This is a genomic window from Pseudomonas sp. MYb185, from assembly GCF_002979975.1.
In the GTDB taxonomy this organism is placed as follows: Bacteria; Pseudomonadota; Gammaproteobacteria; order Pseudomonadales; family Pseudomonadaceae; genus Halopseudomonas.
Map to the genome: position 1 here is coordinate 1 of NZ_PCQD01000018.1, position 12468 is coordinate 12468.

Genomic DNA, 12468 nt, shown 5'->3' on the forward strand with positions numbered 1-12468 from the left:
AGCGAGTACGATAAGGACGGATCAAAGCGTTACCCATGTCTCCGAACATTCTGTAACCCATGTCCCCGGTCTATACATCAACGAGCCTACAGGGATGTATTTACGGCGTGTCGCAGGCAGGCAATCACGGTGTAAAGACATACGCCATGGTTCCATGCCACTCTCAAACGCTTAAGTTGAGTCACCTTACGACGGCCTGCGTAGTGCAGGCGCGTACCAAATCAGAGCTTCTTCTTGCCGTAGATATCGTAGCGGCTGGACTGCCCGCTCAGTTGTGCGCTGGGCGGCGGACCATCGATGGCCGGGGCCTTGCGCGGGCGCTTGACCGCTACCCGGTGACTGGCCAGTTGCAGGGCAGCCGCCAGTAGCGCCGGGGCGTCCAGGTCGTCTCCGGCCAGCGGGCGGAACAGGCGCATTTCCTTTTTCACCAGTGCCGACTTGTCCCGGTGCGGAAACATCGGGTCGAGGTGGATTACCTCGGGGATCGGACCCGACCAGTTGGCCATAAGCTCGATCGCATCACCCTGCAGCAAGTGCATGCGCGCGGCAATCCCGGCCACCTCGCCGCCGGCCTGCTCGGCCCGCTGCAGGCCATCGGCCAACAGCGCGGCAATCACCGGCTGGCGTTCGATCAGGATCACCTCGCAGCCCAGCGCGGCCAGCACGAAGGCATCACGCCCCAACCCGGCGGTAGCGTCCAGCACCCGCGGCCGCAGCGCGCCACGCAGGCCGACGGCCCTGGCTACCATCTGCCCGGTGCCACCGCCGAATTGCCGGCGGTGCGCCAGCGCCCCCTCGACAAAGTCCACCCGTACCGCGCCCGGCGCTCCGGCAGCGGTAGCCTGCAGGCTGAGGCCGTCGCTGCCGACCTGCAACAGCAGCTCGGCTGTCGTGGTGTCGGCAGACTGCAGCGGCAATTGCAGGTGAGTGGCCAATGCCCGCGCCGGCTGTTCCAATTCTGGAAGCAGCCAGCTGACAGCCACTGTGCAGGGAGAGAAATCGCTCATCAAGAAATCGGAACCTGAAAATAGTCGGAAGCAAGGCGCGCAGTTTACCCTATGGGCTGTTCCCGTTTCATTTGACAGGTGCGCCTGACGAGATATTACTCAGAACGCGGCGAACAGATGCAAGGGAACAGCCCTGGCGTCAGAACAGACCGCCCTGCTGGGGTGATTCCTGCTGCTGTTGTTCACCCGGCCACGCCGGCATGGGCGGCAGATCCGGAACCAGTTGCTGCAGGCGGGCATGGAACAGACGTGCCAGCTCCGGCGCCAGGCGGTTGTCCGGCGTGTGCACGAACAACATGGGACTGCGCCCCTCCCCCAGCCATTGCGCACACTTGCCCAACCAGGGTTCCGCCCAGCGCAGGCTCTGCTCATTATCCAGGCCGGCGATAAAGCGCACCGTCGGGTACTGCTCCAGCGCCACCGCGTGCACCGGCAGGCGCGGTTTGCGTCGCTGGGCATCCAGGGTCGCCGGATCGCGGGCGCTGCTGGCAAACAGGCCACGGCTGTCGAACATCACCCGCTCGATCCCCCGTTCATGCAGCAGACGGTTGAGCCGCCGCTCGTTATCGTCCTTGCGAAAGAAATCCAGATGGCGCACCTCGACCGCATACCGGTAGTCGCTCGGCAGCGCATCGAGAAACAGGCCCAGTTGCGCCAGCTGCTGCGGCCCGAAACGCGCCGGCAGTTGCAACCAGACCGGACCCAGCCGCTGCTCCAGTGGTGCCATGCACTGGAAGAAGCGTTGCAGATCGGGATGCTCAGGGTCCAGCCGGTCGCCGTGACTGACCTCCCGGGGCAGCTTGGCGCAGAAGTGGAAGTCCGCCGGCAGCAGGCTGGCCCAGCGGCGGGCGCCATCGATCGACGGCAATGCGTAGAAAGTGGTATTGCCTTCGACCGCCGCGAACACCCGGGAGTATTCGTACAGACGCTGGTCGGCGTCGGTATCATGGGTATACAGGGCGCCACGCCAGGCGGGCTCGGCCCACAAGGGACAGCCAAGGATCAGGCGCGGACTACTATGGGGCATGGAAAGACACTTCAGACAAACAGGTCGACACCGAATACGCCATCGGCGTCCGCATCGGGCAGGCTGGCCATGGACTGGTAACTGGCCAGCGCCTGGTTGGCATGGCCATGCACCGGCTGGGTCTGCCCCTGGCGGGCGGGAATGTATTCACCGGCGGCGCCGGGCTGTTCCACTGTGCGCGCAGCGATGGCCGTCACCGGCGTGGCTGCCGGTGACGGGGTATTGGCAACGGTGGTCTCCGCCGGCGCCGATGCAGGACGCGCTGGGCGTACCGGCAGTGCCGTGGCGGGGTGGAAGCCGTCCACACGCATCAATGTTCAACTCCGCTCGAAATCCAGGAGAAAAGAGTAGCTTCCCGCTGGATAAAACGCAAAATCAGCCGACCTTCGGTGTGGCCACCTTGTCCCGCAGATACACTGGCTGGGCATCGGCGGCATCCAGCACCTGCCCTGCCCGCCAGGCAGGTAGCGCCAGGCTGAGCAGGTCGGTGGCATCGGGCAGCATCTGCGGCCAACTGGAGGAGACCGGCACTGCCAGGCGCTCGGCATACTGCCAACCGGTTCCCGCACCCACCGGGGTCTGCAGCGGTGCTGCCAGACTGACCTGTTCCGGCGCGCTGACCGACTCCTCACCAGCCAGCGTCATGACACCATCCTGCAGGTGATAGCAGCCCCAGTACACCTCGTCCATGCGCGCATCGATCGCCGCGCAGACCTGCTCGGCAGCATGCTCGCGCCAGGCACGCTGGGCCAGGGCTGCAAGGTTGGACACGGCGATCACCGGCTTGCCAGTGGCGAACGCCAGCCCCTGCACCATGCCAGTGGCGATCCGCACCCCGGTGAAGGCTCCCGGACCGCGGCCGAACACCAGCGCATCGACCTCGGCCAGGCCGATACCGGCCTCCTCCAGCAGTTCCTCGATCATTGGCAACAGGCGCTGGGCATGCAGGCGCGGAATCACCTCGGCGCGGTGGTAGATGCGCCCATCGTGCAGCAGTGCGGCGGAGCAGGCTTCAGTGGCGGTATCCAGGGCGAGCAATGTGGTGGTCATGAATTTTCACAGGCGATGGCAGAGGCGGGATTGTAACAAACGACAAGGCCCGTGCGATGCGTATCGACACGGGCCTCTGATACTACCGGGCGAGCCTCAGCTCAGGGCAGCGAGCACACGGGCGGTGATCTCTTCGACACTGCCAACACCCTCGACGCGCGAGCATTTCGGCACGCCATGGGCAGCGGAAAGTGTCTGGTAGAAGTCGACCAGCGGCTTGGTCTGGGTGTGATACACCTGCAGACGCTTGCGCACGGTCTCTTCCTTGTCGTCCTCACGCTGGATCAGCGCTTCACCGGTAACGTCGTCCTTGCCGTCTTCTTTCGGCGGATTGTATTGCAGGTGGTAGACGCGACCGGAACCGGGATGCACGCGGCGACCGGAGATGCGGCCAACGATTTCCTCGTCATCAACGGCGATTTCCAGGACGTGATCGATGCTGACCTGGGCTTCCACCAGGGCTTCGGCCTGGGGAATGGTGCGCGGGAAGCCATCCAGCAGAAAACCCTTGGCGCAGTCGTCCTGGGCAATGCGTTCACGGATCAGACCGATGATCAGCTCATCGGACACCAGCCCGCCGCTGTCCATGACTTCCTTGACCTGCTTGCCCAGCTCGGTACCGGCCTTGACTGCAGCACGCAGCATGTCGCCGGTGGATATCTGTGGAATGCCAAACCGCTGGCAGATGAACTGGGCCTGCGTGCCCTTGCCCGCGCCGGGGGCACCCAAAAGGATGACGCGCATATTGAACTCCTCAATCTAACGGAAATCGGGCCGCCGGCGACAGCTGCCGCCGACTGACTGGCATACCCCAGCGGACGGCTGAAGCAGCAAAAATTCTGTACTGCGCAAAGCGAAAAAGGCGTTCAACATACACTCTGAGTTGGCTGCGCACAAGCCGCTTTCGCAATTGTCAATTGGTGCCCCAGGCATCGGTATCGTGCCCTCATCCCGTGTTGCGCATGCCGGCGGCAATCCCTGCGACCGTCACCAGCAAGGCCCGTTCCAGCTCCGGATCGAGGCCCTGCTGCGGATGCGCACGGGTGCGTTGCAGCAACTCCACCTGCAGCAGATGCAGCGGATCGGTATAGGGGTTGCGCACCGCCACCGATTCGTCAAGCGCCGGGTTCTGTGCCAGCAGAGTGGCACTCTGGCGCAGCTCCAGCACGGTATCGATGACCTGCTCCAGAGCCTGGCGCAGCCGCTCACCGAGCGGCCACAGGGCGGGGTCGGCCAGGCGCTGTTCATAGAACCGAGCGATGCCACCATCGGCCTTGGACAGCACCATTTCCAGCATCTCGATGCGGGTCAGGAAGAACGGCCACCGCGACATCATGTCGCGGAGCATGTCCGTTTCACCGGCCTCGATCGCTTCCTGCAGAGCCTGGCCGGCACCGAGCCAGGCCGGCAACATGAGGCGGGTCTGGGTCCAGGCGAAGATCCACGGGATAGCGCGCAGGCTTTCCACCCCGCCCTGGCTGCGCCGCCGCGCCGGCCGACTGCCCAGCGGCAACCGCGCCAGCTCCTGTTCCGGCGTGGCCTGACGGAAATATTCGACGAACTGCGGATCATCGCGCACCACCGCGCGATATCGCTCGACCGAACGGTCGGCCAGGCGCTGCATCAGCGCTCGCCAGGCCGGCTCGGGCACCGGTGGCGGCAACAGGGTGGCCTCCAGCACGGCACTGGTGTACAGCTGCAGGCTGTGCATGGCTACCCCCGGCAAGCCGAACTTGAAGCGGATCATCTCGCCCTGCTCGGTGACCCGCAACTGGCCGTTCACTGAACCCGGTGGTTGCGACAGGATCGCCATGTGCGCTGGCGCCCCGCCGCGGCCGACGGTGCCACCGCGACCGTGGAACAGCCGCAGGCGCACGCCATGACGACGGGCGACCTCGACCAGTTGCTCCTGGGCACGGTATTGCGCCCAACCGGCGGCCAGCGCGCCGGCATCCTTGGCCGAGTCCGAGTAGCCGATCATCACCTCCTGCTCATCACCGACCAGTTGCCGGTAGCCATCCAGGGCCAGCAGCCGCTCGATCACCGGGGCAGCGTTGTCCAGGTCCTCCAGGGTCTCGAATAGCGGCACCACCCGCATCGGCCATCTGACCCCAGCCTCCTTGAGCAGCAGTTTGACCGCCAGCACATCGGCGGCACTGGCAGCCATGGAGATCACATAGGAGCCCAACAGCTCCGTCGGCTGACCGGCCAGCACCCGGCAGCTATCCAGCACTTCGCGGCACTCGGCCGACGGCTCCCAGTCCGGCGGCAGTAGCGGTCGCCGGCTATGCAGCTCGTCGAGCAGGAACTGGCAACGCCGGGCTTCGTCCCACTCGGCGTAATTGCCCAGCTGCAGATATTCGGTCAGTTCGCAGAACACCTGTTCGTGGCGCGTGGCGTCCTGGCGGATATCCAGCCGCGCCAATCCCAGACCGAAGGCGTTGACCCGGCGCAGGGTGTCCAGCAGCGGGCCATCGGCGATCAGTTGCATGCCCTGCTCGCACAACGAGGCGTGGCAGCATTCCAACGGCTCGCGCAATTCCTCTACCCTGCGCAGCACGCCTGGCGGCGGCTCCAGTTCATCCGCCAACGACGCCTCGGCCCAGGCACGGGTGGCCTGCAACCGGGAGCGCAGTTGCTTGAGCAGGGCGCGATAGGGCTCGTCGGCACCAGCAACCCGCTCACACAATGCCGGGCTGGCAGCCTGCATCGACAACTGATTGATCAACTGGTTGATATCGCCCAGGTACAGATCGGCAGCCATCCAACGCCCCAGCAACAATACCTCGCGGGTAATACGGGCGGTGACATTGGGGTTGCCATCACGGTCGCCGCCCATCCAGCTGGCGATACGTACCGGTGCGGCATGCAGCGGCAGGCGCTGGCCGCAACTGTCCTGCAGATGCTCGTCGAGCCGCCGCAGGAAGCCGGGCAAGGCCTGCCACAGCGAGTGTTCGATGACGGCGAAGCCCCATTTCGCCTCGTCGATGGGCGTCGGTCGCTGGCGGCGAATCTCGTCGGTGAACCAGGCCTCACTGATCAGCCGGGCGAGGTCCTGACGCAACCCCCGCTGTTCGGCGGCGCTCAGGTCGTCATGATCGGCGCGGGCCAGGGCGGCGGCGATGGCATCGTATTTCTGGATCAGCGTGCGCCGGGTAACCTCGGTGGGATGGGCGGTGAGGACCAGCTCGATGTCCAGCTGCGCCACCTGCCGGGCGATATCGGCACCGGAATGGCCCGCGGCGCGCAGGCGATCAAGCAGTTCGGCGATACAGCGTTCCTCGAACGGCAGCGGTTCATCGGCGCGACGGCGGCGAATGCGGTGATGCTGTTCGGCGATATTGGCCAGGTTGAGGAATTGGTTGAAGGCGCGACACACCGGCAACAACTGGCTGTCGGGCAGTTGCTGCAGCACCTGCAGCAGGTCTTCGTGGCTGTCCTGGTCCTGGCTCCGGCCGCGTTTGGCACCCAGCCGGATACGCTCGATGCGCTGCAGGAATTGCGCGCCCAGATGGGCCTCGATGGTGTTGCCGAGCAACTCGCCCAGGTCGTGGACGTCCCGGCGCAGACGTGCGTCAATCTCTGTCATGTAGATTCCCCATCAGCTCCGAGTTTGTGGATTGCTTCACCGCTCTGCGGTTCGCAATGACGAGGAGGGGATGATCCGTCATTGCGAGCCCACAGGGCGTGGCAATCCAGGGAGCAGGCCTTGCACGACCTTACAACCCCTGCCGCTTGGCCTCATCCCACAACTCATCCAGCCGCTGCAGCCCGGTATCGGCAAAGGACTCTCCGGCGGCGGCCAGGGTCCGCTCGATATAGCGCAGCCGCCGTTCGAACTTCTCGTTGCCCCCGCGCAGCGCCGTCTCGGCATCTACTTTCAGATGCCGCGCCAGGTTGACCATGGCAAACAGCAGGTCACCGACCTCCTCCTCGATGGCCTGCTGCTCGCGATGACCAATGGCCTCGCGCACCTCATCCAGCTCCTCGGCGATCTTGTCGATCACCGGGGTCACGCTGGACCAGTCGAAACCGTTGCTGGAGGCGCGCTTCTGCAGCTTCTGCGCGCGGCTCAGGGCCGGCAGCGCCCGTGGCACGTCGTCCAACAAGGATAGCTGCTGCGGCGCTGACGCGCGCTCGGCCCGCTCCTCGGCCTTGATCTGCTCCCAGCGCTCCTTGATCTGCCGCTCTTCCAGCTTCAAGGTGCCCGGCGGGGTGCGCAGGTTACCGTCGGGAAATACATGGGGATGGCGGCGCACCAGCTTGCGGGTAATGCCATCGACCACATCCCGCCAGTCGAAATAGCCGGCTTCACGGCCCAACTGGGCGTAGTACACCACCTGGAACAGCAGATCACCCACTTCGCCGGCCAGCTGCCCGAAATCCTCCTCGGCAATGGCGTCAGCCACCTCGTAGGCCTCTTCCAGCGTGTGCGGAGCGATGCTGGCGAAGGACTGCTGCAGGTCCCAGGGGCAGCCGTGCTCGGGGTCGCGCAGGCGCTCCATCAGGTACAGCAGGTCATCCAGCTGATAACTCATGCCCGGCGCTCCTGGCGGTTGCGTCGCACCTCGACCACGTTGGGCAGTTGACCGATCCGCGCCAACAGACGCCCGAGCAGGTGCAGGTTGGGGATCTCCAGGGTCAGCAGCATGCTGGCGTAGTTGTCGTCCCGGTTGGTACGGGTACTGGCCTCCAGCACGTTGATCTTCTCATTGGCCAGCAATTGCGATACATCACGCAGCAACCCGGAACGATCGTAGGCCTTGATATAGATCTCCACCGGGTAGGTCTGCACCGGCTCGCCCCCCCAGCTCACCTCGATCAGCCGCTCGGACTCGCGATCCTGCAACTGCATGGCGGTGGCGCAATCGGCACGGTGCACGGTGACCCCGCGACCGACGGTGATATAGCCGATGATCGGATCCCCCGGCACCGGCTGGCAGCAGCCGGCCAATTGCGTGAGCAGGTTACCGACCCCCTGGATATGCACATCGCCACGCCGCCCGGGTTTGCTCGGCCGGCGTGGAATCAGTTCCAGTTGCTCGCTGTGGCGATCCGGCTCGACCAGTTGATGGGCGATATTGACCACATGGGCCATGCGAATGTCGCCCGAGCCAACTGCGGCGAACAGGTCTTCCTGGCTGCGGATCCCCAGGCGCTCGATCAGCTTGGCATAGTCGGCACCGTTGAGCGCCATGCGTGTCAGCTCGCGCTCGAGCATGAGCTTGCCGGCCTGTACGTTCTGCCCCCGGTCCTGCTGCTTGAACCAGTGCTGGACCTTGGCCCGTGCCCGTGAGGTGTGCAGATAGCCCAGGTTGGCATTCAGCCAGTCACGGCTCGGGCCGCCGCTCTTGCCGGTGATGATCTCGACCTGCTCGCCGGTCTTGAGCACATAGTTCAGCGGCACGATACGGCCGTTGACCTTGGCCCCGCGGCAATGGTGACCGACCTCGGTATGGATGCGATAGGCGAAGTCCAGCGGCGTGGCGCCCTTGGGCACGTCCAGCACGTGGCCGTCGGGCGTGAACAGGTAGATGCGGTCCGGCTCGAAGTCCACCCGCAACTGCTCGGCCAGGCCGCCGATATCGCCCATCTCCTCGTGCCATTCCAGCACCTGCCGCAACCAGGCGATCTTGTCCTCGTAGGCGGTGGAGTTGCTGTCCACGTCGGTGCCCTTGTAGCGCCAATGCGCGCACACGCCCAACTCCGCTTCCTCATGCATGGCATGGGTACGGATCTGTACTTCGAGGGCCTTGCCCTCCGGACCGATCACCGCCGTATGCAGGGAACGGTAGCCGTTCTCCTTGGGATTGGCGATATAATCGTCGAACTCATTGGGAATGTGTCGCCACAGGCTGTGCACTATGCCCAGCGCCGTATAGCAGTCCCGCACCTGCGGCACCAGCACCCGCACCGCACGCACATCATAGACCTGGTTGAAGTCGATGCCCTTGTTCTGCATCTTGCGCCAGATCGAATAGATGTGCTTGACCCGTCCGGAGATATCCCCCTCGATACCGGCCTGCTCCAGCTCATGGCGCAGCTGCGTCATGACCGCCTCGATGTACTCCTGGCGATCCAGCCGGCGTTCATCCAGCAGCCGGGCGATCTGCTTGTACTTGTGTGGCTCCAGGTAGCGGAAGGACAGGTCCTCCAGCTCCCACTTGATATGGCCGATGCCCAGACGGTGGGCGAGCGGCGCATAGATATCGAACACCTCCCGCGCCACGCGGTAGCGTTTTTCGTCATCGGCATCCTTGACCGCACGGATGGCACAGGTACGCTCGGCCAGCTTGATCAGCGCCACGCGCACATCGTCGACCATGGTGACCAGCATCTTGCGCAGGTTGTCCACCTGCGACTGGGTATTGAAGGCGTTGGCCTTGACCGGGTTCTGCGACACGCTGATCGCCGCCATGCGCTGCACGCCATCGACCAGCGCCGCCACATCCGGTCCCAGGCAGCGCTGCACTTCGGTCAGATCGGTCTTGCGCTCGCGTACCGCGCGGTAGATCACCGCGGCCACCAGCGAGTCCTGGTCGAGCTTGAGGTCGGCGAGAATTTCGGCCATTTCCAGGCCGGTACGATAGCTGCTGGCACCATTGGCCCAACGGTGCTCGGTCTTGCTGGCCGCCTGGTCCAGCTCGCTGGCCCATTCGCAGGCCTGCTTCAGCACCTGCGGTTCAGGCAGCGGCACGCGCTGCTGAATACGCTCGATCCAGGCGTCGATATCCACAGTGCCATCCTGATTGACCGGATGTTCTGCTCTGACTTGTACCATTACGTTTTGTCCTTGCCCGACACGAACAGTGCCATGGCTTCCACATGCGCAGTCTGGGGGAACATGTCCATAATGCCCAGCTGCACCAACCGGTAACCCGCTGCCGCGAGGATGCCCGCATCGCGGGCCAGTGTGGCCGGATTGCAGGATACATAGAGTATCCGCTGCAATTTCTTCCGCGCCAGCGTGGCAACGAGTTCCGCGGCCCCATCCCTCGGCGGATCCAGCAGAGCAGCCTGAAACTCGACCTTCAGCCAGTCCGTTTCAAGGCTTTTCGACAAGTCCGCCTGAAAAAAGTGCACATTCTCAAGCCCATTCAACGAGGCGTTACCGGCGGCCCGCTCGACCATCTCGGCACTGCCCTCGACCCCAGTGACCAGCGCCCCGGCCTGTGCCAGCGGCAAGGCGAAGTTGCCCACCCCGCAGAACAGGTCCAGTACCCGCTCGCCCGGCCGCACCGCCAGCCAGTCCAGCGCCTGGTTGACCATCTGCTGGTTGATGTCGGCATTCACCTGGGTGAAATCACCCGCGGCGAAGCGAAATTCCAGTTGCTGGTCCGGCAACCGGTAGAGCGGTTGCCCGGCTTCCTCCTGCAGTGTCTGCCGGAGCCCCTCGGTACCTGACTGCAGATGACAGACCACAGCATGTCGCCCGGCCAGCGCCAGCAGGCGCTCGATATCCGCCGGTGGCAATGGCTGCAGATGACGCACCAGCATGCTAGGACAGGCCCCGCCGATCAACTCCACGTGGCCCAGCCCGGCGCGCGCCTCCAATTGCTGCAACACCTCGGGCAGTTCCTGCAGCAGCCGCTCCAGCACTGGCGTCAATATCGGACACTGGCTGACCTCCACCAGTTCACTGCTGGCCCGTTGCCGATAGCCAACCATCAGACGTCGGGCCCGGGGATCCCAGCGCACGGACAATCGGGTGCGCTGGCGATAGCCGTACTCGGGCCCGATCAGCGGCGGCATCCAGCGCTGCGGCTGCAGCCCGGCAAAATGTTGCAACTGCTGCGCCAGCGCCTGCTGCTTGACCTGCAGTTGGGTCTGCTGCGGCATGTGCTGCAGGCTGCAGCCGCCACAGAGCTCGACATGCCGACAGGCCGGAGCGCGGCGTTCTGCGCTGGTCTGTAACAGCTGCTCCAGACGCGCCTCGATCAGCTTGCTGCGCGCCCGCACCACGCGGGCCATGACCTGTTCGCCGGGCAAGCCACCCTCGACGAAGACCGTACGCCCGTGCCAGCGACCAATACCCCGGCCATCATGGGTCAAGCGCTCCAGCGTCAGTTCGATCCGTTGTCCCACGGCGGCCGGCGCATCCGGTGCGCGCCTCGGTTTGCCACGGAGTCTGGTCATGGCTGGGCGTCGAACACTCCGGTGGACAGATAACGGTCCCCCCGGTCACAGATGATCACCACGATGACCGCATCGCGCACCTCCTCATTCAGACGCAGGGCCGCAGCCACCGCGCCGCCGGAGGATACACCGCAGAAGATGCCCTCTTCACGCGCCAGGCGACGCATGGTGATCTCGGCTTCCTGCTGGCTCATGTCCACCACCTGGTCGACCCGTGCATCATCATAGATGCTCGGCAGGTACTCCTGGGGCCAGCGGCGGATCCCGGGGATGGCCGCGCCTTCGGTCGGCTGCAGGCCGATGATCTGCACTTCGGGGTTCTGCTCCTTCAGGTAGCGCGACACCCCCATGATGGTGCCGGTGGTACCCATGGAGCTGACGAAATGGGTCACCCGGCCGCCGGTATCACGCCAGATCTCCGGGCCGGTGCCACGATAATGCGCCTCGGGGTTGTCCATGTTGCCGAACTGGTCCAGCACCTTGCCCTTGCCTTCCCGCTGCATCTGCGCGGCCAGGTCCCGGGCGCCTTCCATACCCTGCTCCTTGCTGACCAGGATCAGTTCCGCGCCGTAGGCCGACATCGCCCATTTGCGCTCGTCGCTGGAGTTCTCCGGCATGATCAGCACCATGCGGTAGCCCATGATCGCCGCCGCCATCGCCAGGGCGATGCCGGTATTGCCGGAAGTGGCCTCGATCAGGGTGTCGCCGGGCTTGATCGCACCGCGTTGCTCGGCCAACTGGATCATCGACAGGGCTGGCCGGTCCTTGACCGAGCCAGCAGGGTTGTTGCCTTCCAGCTTCAGCAGGATGGTGTTGCCGGTATCACCCGTCATGCGCTGCAGGCGAACCAGGGGCGTATTGCCTATGCAGTCGGCAATGGTGGGAAACTCGCTATTCATCGTTCATCCTTCGGGTGAGACAGATCGGTCCAGCTGTGCTTTTTGATCAATCGGCCTATGATAACGGCAACAGGGAAAGGGATACACACATTGCATAATGTCAGGGTCTGTTCCCGTTTCATTGGCCACCGCGCCGGCACCTGTGTTTGCGCGAGGCAAGACACGAGGAGAGAAGTTTGTTCAGCACATCCATATGCTTCACCCCTCCGGGGCTAGCGCACAAAAACGCTCCAGGCGTTTTTGTGGTCATTCCAAATGAACGACGAGTAACGCAGCATCGCGCAAACACAGGCCCGGCCCTTCGGGTTGCGCGTCAAATCGCACCATGCGTCGTTGAGGGACTTGGCAA

Annotated in this window: 10 protein-coding genes; all 10 read right to left on the reverse strand. The window is 64.4% G+C overall.

Annotated features, from left to right (window positions below; translation table 11 throughout):
• Positions 1 to 221: 221 nt before the first annotated feature.
• Positions 222 to 1007, reverse strand: coding sequence for a class I SAM-dependent methyltransferase (locus tag CQ007_RS17680; RefSeq protein ID WP_105647161.1), 786 nt, complete (start codon positions 1005 to 1007; stop codon positions 222 to 224).
• 139 nt (positions 1008 to 1146) lie between these two features.
• Entirely contained in the window at positions 1147 to 2034 is an 888-nt protein-coding gene (locus CQ007_RS17685; RefSeq protein ID WP_105647162.1) for a DUF72 domain-containing protein, read from the reverse strand.
• Positions 2035 to 2045: 11 nt separating this feature from the next.
• Positions 2046 to 2345: a hypothetical protein gene (locus CQ007_RS17690; protein WP_105647163.1), complete on the reverse strand. Its 300-nt coding sequence runs from the start codon at positions 2343 to 2345 to the stop codon at positions 2046 to 2048.
• Between the two features lie 64 nt (positions 2346 to 2409).
• Positions 2410 to 3084 (reverse strand): tRNA (adenosine(37)-N6)-threonylcarbamoyltransferase complex dimerization subunit type 1 TsaB, encoded by a 675-nt coding sequence (gene tsaB, locus CQ007_RS17695; RefSeq protein ID WP_105647164.1) that lies wholly within the window; start codon positions 3082 to 3084, stop codon positions 2410 to 2412.
• 96 nt (positions 3085 to 3180) lie between these two features.
• Complete coding sequence (gene adk / locus CQ007_RS17700; RefSeq protein ID WP_105647165.1) at positions 3181 to 3828, reverse strand: adenylate kinase; 648 nt, start codon at positions 3826 to 3828, stop codon at positions 3181 to 3183.
• Positions 3829 to 4030: 202 nt separating this feature from the next.
• The gene (ppc, locus tag CQ007_RS17705; protein ID WP_105647166.1) at positions 4031 to 6673 is read right to left on the reverse strand and encodes a phosphoenolpyruvate carboxylase; all 2643 of its coding nucleotides are present in this window, start codon (positions 6671 to 6673) and stop codon (positions 4031 to 4033) included.
• Between the two features lie 130 nt (positions 6674 to 6803).
• A complete protein-coding gene (gene mazG, locus CQ007_RS17710) occupies positions 6804 to 7622 on the reverse strand; it encodes a nucleoside triphosphate pyrophosphohydrolase (protein WP_105647167.1) in 819 nt (272 codons plus the stop codon).
• Positions 7619 to 9865 (reverse strand): GTP diphosphokinase, encoded by a 2247-nt coding sequence (relA, locus tag CQ007_RS17715; protein WP_105647168.1) that lies wholly within the window; start codon positions 9863 to 9865, stop codon positions 7619 to 7621. Before relA ends, mazG begins: the two co-directional genes overlap by 4 nt.
• Positions 9865 to 11220, reverse strand: coding sequence for a 23S rRNA (uracil(1939)-C(5))-methyltransferase RlmD (gene rlmD, locus CQ007_RS17720; protein WP_105647169.1), 1356 nt, complete (start codon positions 11218 to 11220; stop codon positions 9865 to 9867). Before rlmD ends, relA begins: the two co-directional genes overlap by 1 nt.
• Positions 11217 to 12119: a cysteine synthase CysM gene (cysM, locus tag CQ007_RS17725; RefSeq protein WP_105647170.1), complete on the reverse strand. Its 903-nt coding sequence runs from the start codon at positions 12117 to 12119 to the stop codon at positions 11217 to 11219. The genes rlmD and cysM overlap by 4 nt, the downstream gene beginning before the upstream one ends.
• Positions 12120 to 12468: the final 349 nt, after the last annotated feature.

Coding starts and splice junctions, on each gene's coding strand:
- CQ007_RS17690 (WP_105647163.1), bottom strand. CDS start 2,345: ATGCGTGTGGACGGCTTCCACCCCGCCACGGCACTGCCGGTACGCCCA.
- tsaB (WP_105647164.1), bottom strand. CDS start 3,084: ATGACCACCACATTGCTCGCCCTGGATACCGCCACTGAAGCCTGCTCC.
- rlmD (WP_105647169.1), bottom strand. CDS start 11,220: ATGACCAGACTCCGTGGCAAACCGAGGCGCGCACCGGATGCGCCGGCC.
- adk (WP_105647165.1), bottom strand. CDS start 3,828: ATGCGCGTCATCCTTTTGGGTGCCCCCGGCGCGGGCAAGGGCACGCAG.
- ppc (WP_105647166.1), bottom strand. CDS start 6,673: ATGACAGAGATTGACGCACGTCTGCGCCGGGACGTCCACGACCTGGGC.
- relA (WP_105647168.1), bottom strand. CDS start 9,865: ATGGTACAAGTCAGAGCAGAACATCCGGTCAATCAGGATGGCACTGTG.
- CQ007_RS17685 (WP_105647162.1), bottom strand. CDS start 2,034: ATGCCCCATAGTAGTCCGCGCCTGATCCTTGGCTGTCCCTTGTGGGCC.
- cysM (WP_105647170.1), bottom strand. CDS start 12,119: ATGAATAGCGAGTTTCCCACCATTGCCGACTGCATAGGCAATACGCCC.
- CQ007_RS17680 (WP_105647161.1), bottom strand. CDS start 1,007: ATGAGCGATTTCTCTCCCTGCACAGTGGCTGTCAGCTGGCTGCTTCCA.
- mazG (WP_105647167.1), bottom strand. CDS start 7,622: ATGAGTTATCAGCTGGATGACCTGCTGTACCTGATGGAGCGCCTGCGC.